The following is a 15,281-nucleotide window of genomic DNA, read 5'->3' as shown; positions in this document are numbered from 1 at the left end:
TACTAACGTTAGTAATACTTAAATAGAGATTACTGCTATTAATTTGTAATAGTGAAAGCACGAAAGAAGACCAAATCAAAGCGAGAAATAGAGCACATTAGGCCAGAGCTACAAGACGTTCGCCAGTCACAGCATCGTTTACTGATGACCTCATCGACCATTGAACAATTACTACAAGTATCGCCAAACGATGCACAGAATTACGTTGGTCGGCTTATAGAAATCGATAGTGATGCAGACAATGCCTATCAAGCCATTGCTAAAGTTGAAAGTGCACGGTTCGACAAGCGAGGCGGCGGTTATTACAAAGCCAAAGACCCTAAACGCGATTTGGCAAACAAAGTACGCGGTATCAAGGGTGAAATGGCCATTCTATCTGTCTTAAATCAGCATAAGATTTGGTACAACTTTGATCATCAGTTGCTATACCTACCCGAAGACAAGCTAGGGCCAGATTTCATACTTTACCCGAGTGGCCTAAAGGTCGAAGTAAAGACGGGGCCTGCTGACTGCAACGACTTGCTAATTAATGAATCACAGTACAAACGCTGGGCAAAGCGCAACGAAATACCTGATGTAATACTGGCTCTTAGTGCGACTTCAAACGACTATGTATTTGAAGTTAAGGGTTGGGTCAAAGGTAACAGTGCCAACGACAAGAGCCGTATCAATAAACGACTACCAAGCCCTGCGTATAGCTGGCCCTACGATGAGATTAACAAGATAGACGATGTGGCCGACTTTCTGTATTCTCTAAGCAAGTACGGCCTGACTCGATTAACATAATGAAAGACCTTAAGTGAAAGCTCGCATAGACTAGCCAAATGACCCTTAGCGATTCTGACCGCGGCAAGTTAGACAAAGCGATAGACACAGCAGTATCACTTGCACCGGTCTATACTGAGCTGGCTACCAGCCAAATAGGCAAAGACACTATGAAGATAACTAACGGGCGTGATTTCGTCTTAGGTTGTGCATTTGCGACGGTAATACGGTTGTTGTACTTTACTGGCAAGTCAGAAGACGTATTCACCAGTGACCATGCGGTAGAGATGTTAGCTGTCATGCGAAGACGATTCTTTGCAGAGATTGACATACTTAAAGTGCCGAAGTCTAATTTGTCATAGAACTGTCAAAGTCTACTCAGACATAGCAAGTCTATGTTAAAGCGCACAGGGTATAGCATGTGCCGGCCAGACCCTACAATAAGACGCACACGCACACACAACCACGCACCAGCCCGCCCGAAATAGCCTAATGAGGTCATCACAAATGCGAAGTAAGGCGATTGCGTTAGCCTATGTCGCATCTAACATAGCCTAGTATTTACCTAAGCAATCGCCGAACGAAGCCATGCGAAGTGAGGCGACGCCGTGAGGCTGCATTCATGTTCTAGCATGGTATTGAAAGTGCACACTATCGTATGAGCAGACCCCTATCAATTTGTCTAGTTGTCTAATTGTAATTTGTGCTCAAGCGGCAAGAATCAGACAAATTCGACGCTTGCCGTATTTGTCTTGTTCTTTCAGATTGAACGTGAAAGCCAATTAGACAACTCGACAAATCTGCAAGGGTATGATAGTCTAGTCATTGTCAAATGACGCTACCGATTTGCGTTGTAACGACATTCAAGTCTACAGCCTAACAGACTGTAGGTCGTACAAAGCCGCGAAATTGCCGAAAGCATTTGTCGCTTGGCGTCGATGACTACCCCCCTACCTACAAATTTCAAGTCGAAATTAGCAGTGCTGGTCTTTAATCACGTGTAAATTTCATGTCTAAGGCCATCTTTCTTAAATTTAGCCCGCCGACGACTTTCGTCGTTAACTTTGCAAAGGTCTACAAGACGAAAGTTGACGACTTCATTACTGTGCCTAGTAAATCTTAAATACTAACTTTAGTAAGGTTGACCATGCGTAAGCGTGACACAGGCGCGCACAAGCCCAAGACTGCAAAGTCATCTAAAGGCTTTGCCGCCGATGACTTAATCATGCATCAAGAGACAAAGGCCAAAGGTGCGTACACCGTCAAGAAGTTAGGCCAACAAGAATACCTTTACCACATCACCAGAGTCGCAGGCAAGCAGAAATGGCGGTTACTTGGTAATGTCAAAGACATTGATGCTAAAGACCCTAATTTGATCAAGGCTAGGGCAGTCACAGCCTTACCGTATGCTCGTAGCGTCATTGAGAGATACCTGGCCGGCGACATTGACAAGGCCAAAGCCAAGTCAGAATTAGCGAGGGTAATTGACAAATGCCAGTAATTAGCGCCAAGCTGTCACAGACTGACCTAATAGCATTAAATCGACTACTAGAGCAGTCTGGCTACTCGACTTTAGGCCAATTTCTGCGTGACTTTGCAAGGGCCAAAGTGGCTGTAGTTAGCGATGCGACCGCCAGCGCGAAGGTAGACCAAAGGTTGACCTCTTTAAATACAAAGGTAGACCTATTGGCTAGCATAGTTAGCAACCTTGGTAACGATGAATTAATGAGAGAGTGGGGTCGGCCGGATTCGAACCAGCGACCTCCAGCGCCCAAGGCTGGCATCCTAACCAAGCTAGACAACGACCCCGCAGACTGCGGGCGGCAAGCGCAATTTTAACCTATACTACAAACTGGAAGCGTCGTTTTTGCTTGTGCAGGGTGCCTACTATTGGAAGCTTGCAGCCGCAGGTCTTGCAGCGGTTGTCGGCGTCAAGGTTCCATTCATCGACGTTAAAGCCATAGCGCCCTATTGCAACTGAATTGCAGCCGGGGCAGTACGTGTCCTCAAGAGGATGCCCGGGCACGTTTCCAAGGTATGCGTACGTCAGGCCTTCATTTTTTGCAACCTGGTAGTGCTTTTCAAGGGTCTCTACCGGCGTCAGCCCAAACTCCATCATCTTGTAGTCAGGGTGGAAGCGCAGGAAGTGAATTGGCGTGTCAGGCCCAAGCTCGTCGTGTACGAACCTGCACAGCTTTTTTGCCTGCTCCAAGTCGTCGCCCACCTTGGGCACTATAAGGTCCGTCACTTCGACGTGGATTTTCGTCTTGCTCTTTATCTCTTTGAGCGTCTGAAATATCGGGTCGGCGCTTGGTATGCCGATGTAACGCCTGACAAATTCTTGCTTGCCGGAGCCCTTGAAATCGACGGTGATGCAGTCAAGGAACTTGGACATTTCATTCACGGACTCGGGCGTGTCGTAGCCGTTTGACACAAAGATGTTGAATATGCCCCGCTTGTGTGCCTCAATGCCGCAGTCGCGGGCAAACTCGATAAATATTGACGGCTCGTTGTATGTGTAGGCCATGCCCTGCGCGCCCTGCGTCTCTGCAGCCTGTACTACCTGCTCGGGTGTCATTTCCGTCCCCTCCACCTTTCTTCGCTGCGAAATGTCATAGTTCTGGCAGTACTGGCATAACCAGTTACAGCCGGTTGTCGCAATGGAAAATATCGACGAACCTGGCTGGTAATGAGTGACGGGCTTTTTCTCTATCGGGTCGACATTGCCGGCTATCACCCGGCCGTACACAAACAGCCGCAGCTTGTTGTCGACCACTCCCCGGACGCCGCACAGGCCGGTCTTTCCCTCGGGTATCTCACAGTAGCGGGCGCAAGCCGTGCACCTCACCCTGCCGTTTGGCAGTGCAACGCCAAGCTCTGCGTCCCTGCCGGGAACCTCGCCCTGCATCATGAGGCAATATTCGTGCCTTTATCTTATAAATCCACATGGATCCTGTCAGATGGCGCGCAGCGAAACCGGCAGCTCTTTTCTCAAAAGCACCGATATCACTACCGACAGAACCGCCATGACCGCGGCACCGACAAATATCATCGTGTAGGTCTCTGGCGCGGGGAACGTGCCGGAAACCCCGTCTGCGGCCACAAGGTGGGTCTGCATCAGCACCCCGGCCACGGCGGGCCCCACAGAGCTTCCGATTATCCTGAATAGCGTGGTGTTGCCGAGGGACGACACCATCTGGCGCTGTGGCGTGCTCAGCAGTATGATGTTCATGATGCCCACGCTACCAAGCGACAGCCCCGTGGAGATTATCGCAAGGCTTATGGACACCATCCAGGGAATCGAGTGGAACGTAGCGAGCAGTACAAAGCCGAGGACGTTGACGGCGCTCCCGATTATCGCTGGGCGTATTGAGCCCATCTTTGACACGATAAACCCGGAGGTCGGCCCGAATATCAGCAGGATCACTGCGAATGGAAGCTGTATGGTTGCCGCCTCTGTGACGTTTGCGCCAAAGCCTATCGGCTTGGGGCTTTCCGCAAGTATCGGAATGGTCTGGAACACCATGAACATCGAAAAGCCGATGACCACTATCATGACATTTCCAAAGAGCAGCGTCTTGTTCTTGAAGAGGCGATAGTCTACAACCGGGTTTGTGGCCTTGCGCTCTATGAGCACGAACGCTGCAAGCGACGCGGCGCAGACCCCGGATATCGCAAGCAGCGTCGGCATGCTGCTACTACTGTTGCCTCCGGCGCCGGCGTCCGGCCGGATGTACGTGAGGAGGAGCAGGAAAGATGTTATCACTATGGCAAGCGCAATTGCGCCATAGACGTCAAGCGACGGCTTGGGTCCGGCCTGCTCGGCGCTGCCTTGCTGCTGTTGCCGCCACTGCGGGTGGACTTGGCCTTCGCGTATTGACCGCATGATGACAAAGAGCAAGAGGCCCGTGATGGGCACTATTGAAAGGAACGTCATCCTCCATCCAAACGCCTCTGCAATCCCGGCTCCCACGAGCAGTCCCAGTATCGACCCACTTGCAAACATGGACGTGATTATGCCCTGCCCTATGGCAAGCCGGCTCCTTGGGAACTGCTCTCTTATTATGCTGAAGGCAAGTGGGAACATTGCCATGCCCACTCCCTGCATACCCCTCGCCACGATAAAGCTGTAAAAGTCGTTTGTGATCCCGCCGACTACCACGCCTGCGGCATAGACGAGCATTATGCACATGAGCACTTTTTTCTTGCCGTGCAGGTTGGCAAGGCTGCTTGCAATCGGCGTCATCACCGCGCCGGCTATCAGGTAGGTGGTCAATATCCACGGCGATATGCTGTAGGGGAGCGAGAACTCGCGCATGATGTGCGGAAGCGACGGCACGAGCATTGTTTCGACGTACATCACCATCGTGGCGATGGAGCTGAGAATCGCAAGCGTCTTCCACGCAGAAAGCGGGATCTTGTCTGGGTTTTGGCTTTTTTCTTTTTCCATGAAAAATCATCTCACTGCCTTGCGGCTTTTTGGACCTCTGCAACGGGAGCCTGCGACTCTAGATAGTCGGAGGCGTTTTTGGTGATCGTTTCCAGGACTTCCATGGTGGTTTCCAGATCGCCTTTTGTTATGCCCTTGTACGCCACCTTCCTTACCCGCGCTATGCTCTCGTCTATGGCATTCTGGAGCGATCGCGATCTGTCAGTGAGGTATACCCTGTTGTTCCTCCGGTCGGCCATGTCCTGCCTCCTCTCGACCAGCCCTTCGCGCTCCATCTTGTCTATAATCGGGACGAGCGTCGGGGCCTCGATGCAGATGCCGTCTGCGATTTCTTTCTGTGCCACCCCATTCTTTTGCGCAAGCGTCATGATCACTTTTGCCTGGCTCCAGTTGATCCCCACGTTCTTCCGGAGATCGAAATCAAACGCCTTCTGCATCATGATAACGGCGTTTTTAAACGTCAATCCAAGGTTAGCTTGAATGTTCTTTTGCATTTAGTTAGTAACCTAACGATTAATGACCAAACCAACTAATAAACATTGGCCGCTTGCAGCAACAATATAATGGAATTTGTTACGCTGCGAATCTTAGGCAACGGCGCGCAGTTCTACTTCGTTTGACTTGGCCGATATTTCCACAGGTTCCGTGTAATCGTGCTTGCCCCAGTATACGCGTATATCGGCCGACAGCCTGTGGGCGCCTGACGCAAGCTCGGTTCCCGACAGCTCTATCACCTTGTTTACATCGAACAAAAGCAACCTGGCCTCTTCTTCAGATAGCGGGTAAAACGGCGTCTCGTCCTTGACGACTGACACCCATATCCTGTGCGGTATCTTGGGGTTTCTGGTCCAGAACAGCGCGGCCTTTCTCACGAACTTTAGCGGCATGACGGTCTTTCTGCCAGACTTTATGTCCACTTCAATGGTCATGCGGAAGCCATTGTCGTGCTTGTTGTACGCCTTTTCCCAGTTCTTTTGGGAAAACGCCTCGCGAATGGCCCCGTCTATCTTGAAGCTTAGGCTCAACGTGAGCGGCTGGTCAGCCTTGACCGTGTCGTGCGATTTTTCAAGAGTTGCGCCGCTGATGTAGCTTGACAATATCCCGCATGGTATCATTTATATCCTCAATAAGTAGTTGTCTTTCTCTGTTACGTATCATGCTTGCCGAGATCACCGATTTTAAGGACAATGAACTTGAGCTCAAAGTGCGTGAGGAAGACATCTCTATCCTCTACATCGTCCAGCACGAGCTCTTGAAGGAAAAAAGCGTTGATTTTGCAGGAGTGATGCTCCAGCACCCACTCACCAAGGATTTCAAGATGAGGGTCGTGACAAAGAGAAAGGATCCCGCCGAAGTCATCCAAGACGCTGCAGTTTCTGCTGCGGATTATTCCAAAGAGCTTGCCGGCCTTGTCAAGGCGGCGCTAAAGTAAAAAACGTGTGAGGGGATTCACAGTATATGCGCTTTTGCCCAGAATGCCAGACCAGATTAAGGCCGTCAGGCGACGATGTTGTCTGCCAAAAGTGCGGCTTTAAAGCAAAAAAGGGCGCTTCTGACGGCAAGAGCGTGACAGAAGTCAAGCAGGTCACAGGTAGAGATGCGTCGCTCAAGGTGATGGACGACGACAATAAGCAGCAGGACCTGCCCACGATAACCATCCAGTGCCCGACCTGTGACAACAACACGGCGGTATGGTGGATGCTCCAGACGAGGTCGGCTGACGAGGCCACGACCCAGTTTTTCAGGTGCACCAAGTGCAACCACACCTGGCGCAATTACTCATAGGTTTCCTTTTCCGGCAAATCTGGCCTTTTGATAGAACCAGGTTCTATTGCATTTCTCTATTCTATAGCAATACACAAAATATGTGTGCATTGTTGAGATTACCCAAAATATTCTTTTTTGTACGCAGAAAAGCTTGATGTTATTTTCGTTTGCCGTATGAGATGTTGGAATAAAAACAGCAAATTGCAACTTTTCCCTTTCGGTTAGCCGCGGCACTTTTGGCTAGAACCATAGTAAATCCATTGAACTGAACTGGAATTGCTAGTCTTCTCAAAACTGGCAAGGATCGTAGAATTCATTCTTGTTGTTGCGCCAAAGTTGAAAATATAGTGCATTTGCTTGTGTGTGCAAGGACCGAGCGTGACGCTTTATAAGCAGGATGGCAAAAAAACGGCCCGGCAAAAATGTCTTTTTGAAAATAAGAGCTACAAAGGTGGCAGTCCTCTACTGCCATGAGCTCGATGCCATGTAATTTCTTGTAATATCAGATAGCAAAAATAAAACTTTTCCACATTTTTGTTTTCACAACCCTTTAATATTCAACATCCTAGATGCGGTTTAGATGATCTAGTTGGGCAGAATTTCTTTGCTGTCAGATTCTGATGACATGCCCCTTCAGTGCCAGATTAGGAGGCAATAATAATTTTGGCAGATCCAGTCGTGCAGCTAGTCGTACTGCTTGGAAGCACCGTCACGATGGCGGTTCTGTTTGGGATGTACATGGCAAGGATGATAACGTACGAGAGCAGGCCGCTGGAAAAGACGCTGGCAAGAGTTGAAAACGGATTCTACAGGATGGTCGGAATTGACAAGGACCAGCAGATGAGCTGGAAGGAATACCTCCTTGCCCTTGTAGTGACTAACGCCATAGTGGCGGGTTTTGTGTTCGTCATGCTGGTGACCCAGGGCGTACTGCCGGTGTCGCAGGGCCTAGCGGGCCTTAGCCCAGACCTTGCCTTTCACACGGCGGCGTCTTTTATCACAAATACGGACCTTCAGCACTATGCAGGCGACCAGCAGCTTTCAGTGTTTTCGCAGATGGTAGTGATGACTTTTGTGATGTTTGTCGCGCCGGCGTCCGGCATTGCGGCAGCATTTGCTTTCATACGTGCATTCATCAGGAAAAATTTCGGCTTGGGCAACTTTTACGTCGATTTTATCCGCGTCATCGTGACGCTTTTGCTTCCCGTGGCGTTTGTCTCTGCCCTGCTCTTGATGTTTTTGGAGTGCCGCAGACGCTATCCTCGTCGGCAACAGTTGGCACGCTGGAGGGCGGCCAGCAGACGATGGTCATGGGCCCCGTGGCATCCTTTTTGTCCATAAAACAGCTTGGAAGCAACGGCGGAGGCTACTTTTCTGCCAACTCGGCCCACCCGTTTGAAACGTTCCTGATGCTTGTCATACCGCTTTCATTTCCAATCGCCTTTGCAAAGCTGGTCGGGAAGGGAAGAGGCGTTTCTATTCTGATAGCAATGCTTGCAGGATTTGGAGTGATGCTTGGAATAGCACTTGTGCAGGCAAGCGGGCCGGCACTTCTTGAAACCAGGTTTGGCAGCTTTGGAAGCGTGCTGTTCAACGTTGGGTCGCTGTCCACAAACACAGGAGCCGTGGCGTCCTCGCTTGCAGGCATGTCGCCAAGCGCGGTCACCGGCCTTTTCCTGGGCATGTTTGTCCAGGCAATCCCCGGCGCGGACGGAACAGGCATGATGACCATGATAGTCTATGTCGTCCTGACCCTGTTCATAGTCGGGTTGATGGTGGGCAAGACGCCAGAGTACCTGAGCATGAAGATAAGCTCGCATGACATCAAGCTGGCGGTGTTTATTTTTCTGATACATCCTGCGCTGATACTCATCCCGACTGCAGTATCGCTTGTGAGCGGAGACGCGCAAGGAGTGCTTGGGATGCAGGGCCAGCAGACAACAGCGGTCACGGCCGCAGGATATACGCAGACGCTCTACGAATACACGTCGGCTGCTGCAAACAACGGCTCGGACTATTTTGGCACGTCTGCCAACACGCCGTTTTGGAACTATTCAACGGGAATCGTGATGCTGCTTGGCAGGTACATCCCGATTGGCCTGATGCTGGCAATCGCAGGCTCGTTCACCGTCAAGGACAGAAAAGAAGTCATCGAGCCCATCAAGACGCAGGGGCCGCTGTTCATAGCCGTGCTGGTCGTGATGACGTTTCTTTTGACTGCGCTGACGTTCTTTCCGTTCCTGGCGATAGGGCCGTTTTCGATGGGAGGTTGAATAGTGATGAGCAAAAACAACAGTATCCGGACAGAAAAGAAAGCGCGTGGAAAAAAGGGATCCGCGGTAAGCGGCAGGGTGATCCTGGATTCAATCACAAAAATGAGCCCTTACTATCTGGCGAAAAACAGCCCCGTGATGTTTGCAGTTGAAGTTGGGTTCTTTCTGGTCCTGGCGATTGCAGTGTTTCCGGACATATCCAAAGAATACGTGAACCAGAGCAGAACATTCTACATAGAGAGCGCGGTAATACTCATCCTCACGGTGTGGTTTGCGACGTTTTCAGAGTCGCTCTCTGAAGCCCAGGCAAGGGCAAGGGTCGACTCGCTTAGGAGCCTGGAAAAAGAAGTTCCTGCGCGCAAGTGGGCAAACAACAAGGAAACGATGGTTACTTCAACTATCCTAAAGCCGGGAGACGAGGTCATGGTCCACGCAGGAGAGGTCATACCCAGAGACGGTCTTGTGAACGAGGGCAAGGCGTTTGTCGACGAGTCGATGATGACTGGAGAATCAAACCCCGTCTTTAAGGAAAAGGGCGACAGGGTGATTGGAGGGACAAGGGTCGCAAGCGACAAGCTGCTAATAGAGATCACGTCAGAGATGGGACGCAGTTTTCTTGACCAGATGGTCGGCCTGATAGAAAGCGCGACGAGGCCCAAGACAAAGAACGAAATCGCGCTGACGATACTCCTCGCAGGGCTGTCGATAATATTTGTCATGGTAATTGGCACCCTGCTGTTCTTTGCCCGCTTCCTCGGATATCCTGTGGACATTGCGACGCTCGTGGCGCTCTTGGTGGCGCTGATGCCCACCACCATCGGGGCATTGCTTCCAGCAATCGGAGTCGCCGGGATAACCAGGCTTGGGCGCGACAACATCATTGCAAAATCCGGCAAGGGAATAGAGGCTGCTGGCGACTGCGACGTCCTGGTGCTTGACAAGACGGGCACCATCACCGAAGGAAGCAGGAGCGCGGTCGCGTTCGTGCCGATGCAGGGCTTTACAGAAGAGGACATTGGCCAGGCGGCGTTTGCGGCATCCATACACGACACCACCCACGAGGGCAAGTCCATAATCGACCTTGCGGAGGCAAAGAAATTCGTGCCGCCACTCTTGGAAAAGATAATCACTGCAAGGCCAATCGAGTTCAGCGCGGAGACGAGGTACAGCGGAATAGAGCTCATCCCGAGCAAGAGGGCGACTCTTGAGAAAATGGAAACAGTCAAGTCATTCAACGGCCCGGTAAGCAGCGGCTGCAAAGTCGCGGCGATGCTGCAAGAGATCTCCCGCACCAACAGGAACGCCAAGATCCTAAAAGGTTCAATAGACGCCATGCTCTCGACGGCAGGCAACAACCTGAACGAGGCCGAGCTAAAGTGGAAGTGCCAAGAAGTCTCAAAGACTGGCGGCACGCCCCTCATCGTGATGATTGACAAGACGGCCGTAGGGCTCGTTGCGCTAAAGGACAACCTCAAGGAAAACATCCGGCAAAAGCTCGACGAGGTCAGGGCTACTGGGATAAGCACGGTCATGATAACTGGGGACAACAGGCTGACTGCGGAGGTCATTGCGCGCGAGGCAAACGTTGACCAAGTGATAGCGGAGGCCAAGCCCACCGACAAGCTGAGAAAGGTCGAAGAAGAGCAGGGCAGGGGTCACGTCATAGGCATGGTAGGCGACGGCACCAACGACGCGCCGGCGCTTGCCAAGGCAGACGTCGGCCTTGCCATGAACAGCGGGACTGCGGCTGCAAAGGAGGCTGCCAACATGGTCGACCTTGACTCTGACCCGTCAAAGATACTGAAGGTGGTCAAGCTCGGCAAGCAGCTGCTCATGACGAGAGGAGCCATAACCACGTTCAGCATCGCAAACGACGTGGCAAAGTACTTTGCGCTGCTGCCGGCCATGTTTATGGAGAGCAACCCCAAGATGCAGGCGCTCAACATAATGCAGCTGCACAGCGCCGAGACGGCGGTGCTGTCGACCCTCATATTCAACGCAATCATCATACCGCTCCTCATACCGCTGGCGCTAAAGGGGACGCGGTTCAAGCCGGAGCCCCCGCAAAAGACGTTTGTGAGAAACATGCTCATCTATGGCATAGGCGGGGCGGTGCTGCCGTTTGCGGCCATCAAGGGGATCGACATCCTGTTGTCGCTCTTTATGAGATAAGGGAGGAAATGGAGATCAAGTCTGGAACGCTAAAGCCCGCAATCAGGGTGATCGTGCTGATGCTGGTCGTAACTGGAGTAGCGTACCCGCTTGCGCTGGTTGCGGTAGGACAGAGCGTGCTTCCCTTCCAGTCAAATGGGAGCATACTAGAGTTGAATGGAAAGGAGGTCGGGTCACGGCTTATTGCGCAGGAATTTTCGTCGCCCAAGTTTTTCCACCCCCGCCCTGCGGCAGAGACAGCGTCAGGGGTTGACCCCCACATAACCCCTGACGACGCCTACTCGCAGGCAAAGGGCGTAAGCCGGGCCACGGGCATACCGGAGAATTACCTCGTCACGATGATAGAGCTCAACATAGAGAGGAATAGGTCGGCAAACCTGGTGGCTTTTGCCCCTGAATATGTCAACGTGCTAGAGCTGAACATCGAGCTTGCAAGGCAGTACCCTGACGTCTATGCAGAGTTGCCCGGAGAAGGACAGAGGGACAGGTAAGAGGAAAAGGAGAAGGAGGGAAAAAGAACAAGATGGTGGACATGGCCCTTGCAATATTTGTCGCGTCGCTTGTAGTTTCAGCAGCAGTGCTGGCGTATTCCCTGCTCAGGGCGGAAAAGTAGCACTAGGTGCATATTCCAAAATGACGTATGCATTTGTATTTCCCAACTGCGATCCAGGCTCGTACAGGCCGCCAAGAGCGAACTAGAAAGTGTTTCAAATGCCACGGCCGTTTACGAGACATCAGGGATATACGACATCATCATAAAGGTTGATGCCAAGTCTGAAGAGGCCCTGCGCGATACCATAGTCAAGATAAGGACTCTGCCGGGGATGACATGTACGACTACAACGATAATAGCTGCAGCCAGCACCAAGGCCAGGCAACAATAACAACAAGATGCGAGATGATTCTTTTGCAGCCTGGCGTTTAGAAACAAAACCGCCCTTAACTCTTTTATCCAAAACAAGCCTACAATACACACATAGGCCCCTCTAGATCAAAACGCAAGGACAAAGAAGAAGAACAACAAGATCATTCTGGCCTGACTTACCGCGAGCACATTCTGGCACATCTGGGAGCAAGGAAGGTCGAGTTCATCGCCACTGCAGTAATCTGCGCTGTCTTTGCAGTCAGTTTTGCACACCTTGAATATTACTACATCAAAGACCCCGCGCTCCAGATCTCAAACGGCAAGGTCGAAGGAACAGCAAGTCTTGCCAGCAGGGAGACCAAGCCCATCATCGGCAACATGTACCAGTACCACCTCTTTCCCATGCTCTTCATATTCATCCTCATCAGTTTTGTCGCCCTATGGGACGACATGGCGTTCAAGCTGCTGGGCAAGCACAAGAGGAAAAAGGCGCTACTTCTTGGAGTTGCAAATCTGGTAGCGGCAATCCTCATCGAGGATTTTGCGTGGTTTGTCAACAGGTGGCTCATGCCCCTTGCAGACGATCCCAAGGGAGGCAAGCTTATGCAGCTTACCGACTGGACTTCGATGCATCTGGGCGCAATCGACCTTGGAAGTTTTGTCATACCAAACTGGTATCTTGTTGCCCTGGCTATAGCCACGCTTGCCTACTATGGAGCGTTTCGCAAGCATGACCGCGTGGACTAGTAAGTTTTCAAGTAGCATCTGCTGCGACGCATATATAGAAGATTAATCTGTGGCGCTTAAATTGTCGTGTAGTAATCTTTTTCACGGTTGCACGATTTTGCAGGATCTAAATTGCAGGTTAGACGCTCAAACGATCCTGCTGGGCCCGATCCTGCGAAGGGTGGATGTCAATCAGGTATGCGTCTGGGTTGCCTGTAGTAAGCCCGTAACTGTAAAGGCAGAAATTTTCCGGTTCTCAGATTTGCAGCAGGATGCAAAGAAGCCTTCGGTGATTGGATCTGGAGTCACCAAGTCCCTACGGCTAGGCAAACGTCTCCACGCGGCCCTTGCAATCGCACGACCCCAACCTGAACAACATGGTAGTGCCGCCAGCTTCTTCCCTACCGATACGCTATTGGCATACGATCTTGAAATTATTACCGAAGTAGAGGACGGCATAGCCGCTGCCGGCAAAAGGTTGGCAGACCTCGGACTTGCAAGCGGCGAAAACTCCATATCCTATTACTTGCAGGACAGCTCGCTTCCGACCTTTTTCATAAAGGGAGATGACAAGGGCCCTCTGAATCTCCTTCATGGTTCGTGCAGAAAGCTGCACGGCAAAGGCGAAGACTGCTTTGCCGCGGCGGACAAAGTGATATCAAAGTCATTTGCAGATATTGGCAACAGGCCAAGCGCCCTCTTTCTCACCGGCGATCAGATATACGCTGACGATGTGGCAGTGCCGCTTGCACGTTACTTGACAGAATTTGGCGTTGCGCTCCTTGGATGGGAAGAGCGCATAGACGGCGTCGATGAAAAAATATCAGACATTGCACCAGGAACGCGGCAAAAGCTGGTAGAGAAATATGCAGGATTTACTTCGGGCCAAGCGGAGAACCACCTGCTTGCCTTTGGCGAGTTTGCCGCAATGTACATGCTGGCATGGAACGAAGAGAACTGGCCGGTCGAGTTTCCAGATATTGCATCTATCCCGGACAACAGGCAAGAAAAGTACCGCGACCAGATCAAACACCTTGAAGAAGCGCGGAGGGACCTTGCGGCGGTGCGACGGGTTCTGGCAAACATTCCCACATACATGATCTTTGACGATCACGATGTAACTGACGATTGGAACATCACCAGAGAATGGCACGACAATGCAAAATACAGCAAGTGCGGAAAGCAAGTCATTGCCAACGCGCTTTTGGCATACTGGGTCTTTCAGGGATGGGGCAACGACCCTTCGCTGTATGACCCCGACTTTATAGGCAGGATTTCCAATTACCTTGGAAAAAACGGCGACGCAACGGCAGAAGAAAAGACGTTGTTTGAAGACTTGTTCTTGAATTTCCACGGCTGGACGTTCGGTGCGCCGACCAAGCCGCTTGCAATCTTTACAGACAGCAGGACGCAGAGGCACTATGACAGCTTTAGGGGACCGCCACAGTTGATAGGCAAAGATGGTCTGACGGCAATTTCCAGAGTCGCACAGCTTGCCGGCTACAAAAAGGGCGACCCGATCATCATCGTCTCTGCCGCGCCCGTCCTTGGCTTTTACCTGTTTGAGGCGTTGCAAAAGGCGCTGGCAGTGGCAACTAGCATCTATGCGCTTGACCTAGAGACATGGTATGCAAATACAAAAGTACGTACAAGGTTCCTTTCATTTTTGGCGCGAGAATTTGCGCCGCGGCGCTGCATCATCATGTCCGGCGACGTCCATTTTGGATTTACCACAAGAGCTGCTATTGCATTTTCGCAAGAAAACCCCAAGGACATGGCGACAACGATAAACGTGACGCAATTGACCAGCAGTGCGTTAAAGACTACGAGCCTGGTCAAGATCGCGTTTATCAGTGACATCTTGGGCAGGATTCGCCAGTTGTTTCCCTTCAAGCGAATAGTCCGTGTGGGTCACGCAATGATAGACGACGGTGGTGGTGGCAGCAATAGCGATAGTGGAGCTCGGCGCATTGACTGGATCGAGGCGCGGGCAATAGTAAGAACAGCAGGCTCCCCATTGTCTCCGCTGATAATTTCAGACAACAACATTGGCCTAGTCACCATTGAAAAGGACCTAAGCGTAATTCACAAGCTAATAGTCCGAAAAGGGGGCAAGGATAGCAAAGTCTACGAGGCAATAGCAAAAATGGACAGGAGTCCGCTTGAAGAAAGCCTGAGGGCAAGAATGCTCAGAAGGTCCTAGTCAGCTGCCGTAGAAATGCAACAACAGTGCACAAGGAAGCAAGACTATATGGTAGTACTT

Annotated in this window: 13 protein-coding genes, 1 tRNA gene and 1 pseudogene; 10 read left to right on the top strand and 5 right to left on the bottom strand. The window is 51.3% G+C overall.

Features of this window, described 5'->3' with window-relative positions; translation table 11 throughout:
* Nucleotides 1–51 precede the first annotated feature (51 nt).
* Both NTE_RS04170 and NTE_RS04165 read left to right on the top strand, forming a co-directional pair.
* Nucleotides 52–786 carry a hypothetical protein gene (locus tag NTE_RS04170; RefSeq protein WP_148699879.1) on the top strand — a complete coding sequence of 245 codons (735 nt, stop codon included), beginning with the start codon at nt 52–54 and terminating at the stop codon, nt 784–786.
* Between the two features lie 1,126 nt (nt 787–1,912).
* Nucleotides 1,913–2,266 (top strand): hypothetical protein, encoded by a 354-nt coding sequence (locus NTE_RS04165; protein ID WP_148699878.1) that lies wholly within the window; start codon nt 1,913–1,915, stop codon nt 2,264–2,266.
* Nucleotides 2,267–2,499: 233 nt separating this feature from the next.
* Here NTE_RS04165 and NTE_RS04160 read toward each other — a convergent pair.
* The 5 genes from NTE_RS04160 to NTE_RS04140 all read right to left on the bottom strand — a co-directional run bounded on the left by NTE_RS04160 (nt 2,500) and on the right by NTE_RS04140 (nt 6,312).
* Nucleotides 2,500–2,574, bottom strand: a tRNA-Pro gene (locus NTE_RS04160).
* A gap of 31 nt (nt 2,575–2,605) precedes the next feature.
* The gene (gene amrS, locus NTE_RS04155) at nt 2,606–3,676 is read right to left on the bottom strand and encodes an AmmeMemoRadiSam system radical SAM enzyme (RefSeq protein WP_226987167.1); all 1,071 of its coding nucleotides are present in this window, start codon (nt 3,674–3,676) and stop codon (nt 2,606–2,608) included.
* Between the two features lie 45 nt (nt 3,677–3,721).
* Nucleotides 3,722–5,215, bottom strand: coding sequence for an MFS transporter (locus tag NTE_RS04150; RefSeq protein WP_148699877.1), 1,494 nt, complete (start codon nt 5,213–5,215; stop codon nt 3,722–3,724).
* An 11-nt stretch (nt 5,216–5,226) separates the two neighbouring features.
* Nucleotides 5,227–5,679, bottom strand: a complete 453-nt coding sequence (locus tag NTE_RS04145) for a MarR family winged helix-turn-helix transcriptional regulator (RefSeq protein ID WP_158385084.1) — start codon at nt 5,677–5,679, stop codon at nt 5,227–5,229.
* Nucleotides 5,680–5,802: 123 nt separating this feature from the next.
* Nucleotides 5,803–6,312 carry a hypothetical protein gene (locus NTE_RS04140; protein WP_148699875.1) on the bottom strand — a complete coding sequence of 170 codons (510 nt, stop codon included), beginning with the start codon at nt 6,310–6,312 and terminating at the stop codon, nt 5,803–5,805.
* 59 nt (nt 6,313–6,371) lie between these two features.
* On the opposite strand from NTE_RS04140, the gene NTE_RS04135 reads away from it, so the two are divergent.
* The 8 genes and pseudogenes from NTE_RS04135 to NTE_RS04095 all read left to right on the top strand — a co-directional run bounded on the left by NTE_RS04135 (nt 6,372) and on the right by NTE_RS04095 (nt 15,221).
* Nucleotides 6,372–6,647, top strand: a complete 276-nt coding sequence (locus tag NTE_RS04135) for an RpoL/Rpb11 RNA polymerase subunit family protein (protein WP_158385081.1) — start codon at nt 6,372–6,374, stop codon at nt 6,645–6,647.
* 26 nt (nt 6,648–6,673) lie between these two features.
* Nucleotides 6,674–7,000, top strand: coding sequence for a transcription factor S (locus tag NTE_RS04130; protein WP_148699873.1), 327 nt, complete (start codon nt 6,674–6,676; stop codon nt 6,998–7,000).
* 696 nt (nt 7,001–7,696) lie between these two features.
* Nucleotides 7,697–9,255 (top strand): annotated as a pseudogene (kdpA, locus tag NTE_RS17270) (potassium-transporting ATPase subunit KdpA).
* 6 nt (nt 9,256–9,261) lie between these two features.
* Nucleotides 9,262–11,427, top strand: coding sequence for an HAD-IC family P-type ATPase (locus tag NTE_RS04115; protein WP_148699870.1), 2,166 nt, complete (start codon nt 9,262–9,264; stop codon nt 11,425–11,427).
* An 8-nt stretch (nt 11,428–11,435) separates the two neighbouring features.
* Entirely contained in the window at nt 11,436–11,918 is a 483-nt protein-coding gene (locus tag NTE_RS04110; RefSeq protein WP_148699869.1) for a potassium-transporting ATPase subunit C, read from the top strand.
* A 96-nt stretch (nt 11,919–12,014) separates the two neighbouring features.
* A complete protein-coding gene (locus NTE_RS17545; protein WP_148702023.1) occupies nt 12,015–12,311 on the top strand; it encodes an Lrp/AsnC ligand binding domain-containing protein in 297 nt (98 codons plus the stop codon).
* Nucleotides 12,312–12,670: 359 nt separating this feature from the next.
* Nucleotides 12,671–13,039 carry a hypothetical protein gene (locus NTE_RS04100; RefSeq protein ID WP_148699868.1) on the top strand — a complete coding sequence of 123 codons (369 nt, stop codon included), beginning with the start codon at nt 12,671–12,673 and terminating at the stop codon, nt 13,037–13,039.
* A gap of 241 nt (nt 13,040–13,280) precedes the next feature.
* Complete coding sequence (locus NTE_RS04095; protein ID WP_148699867.1) at nt 13,281–15,221, top strand: metallophosphoesterase family protein; 1,941 nt, start codon at nt 13,281–13,283, stop codon at nt 15,219–15,221.
* The last annotated feature ends 60 nt before the right edge of the window (nt 15,222–15,281 follow it).

Source organism: Candidatus Nitrososphaera evergladensis SR1, assembly GCF_000730285.1.
GTDB lineage: Archaea > Thermoproteota > Nitrososphaeria > Nitrososphaerales > Nitrososphaeraceae > Nitrososphaera > Nitrososphaera evergladensis.
Note: the sequence above shows the minus strand (reverse complement) of the source record. Positions and strands in the feature narration are given on the sequence as shown.

Excerpts from the sequence above, each read along its gene's own strand:
- NTE_RS04165 (WP_148699878.1), top strand. The coding sequence starts at position 1,913 with ATGCGTAAGCGTGACACAGGCGCGCACAAGCCCAAGACTGCAAAGTCA.
- amrS (WP_226987167.1), bottom strand. The coding sequence starts at position 3,676 with ATGATGCAGGGCGAGGTTCCCGGCAGGGACGCAGAGCTTGGCGTTGCA.
- NTE_RS04135 (WP_158385081.1), top strand. The coding sequence starts at position 6,372 with ATGCTTGCCGAGATCACCGATTTTAAGGACAATGAACTTGAGCTCAAA.
- NTE_RS04150 (WP_148699877.1), bottom strand. The coding sequence starts at position 5,215 with ATGGAAAAAGAAAAAAGCCAAAACCCAGACAAGATCCCGCTTTCTGCG.
- NTE_RS04100 (WP_148699868.1), top strand. The coding sequence starts at position 12,671 with ATGTACCAGTACCACCTCTTTCCCATGCTCTTCATATTCATCCTCATC.
- NTE_RS04130 (WP_148699873.1), top strand. The coding sequence starts at position 6,674 with ATGCGCTTTTGCCCAGAATGCCAGACCAGATTAAGGCCGTCAGGCGAC.
- NTE_RS04110 (WP_148699869.1), top strand. The coding sequence starts at position 11,436 with ATGGAGATCAAGTCTGGAACGCTAAAGCCCGCAATCAGGGTGATCGTG.
- NTE_RS04115 (WP_148699870.1), top strand. The coding sequence starts at position 9,262 with ATGAGCAAAAACAACAGTATCCGGACAGAAAAGAAAGCGCGTGGAAAA.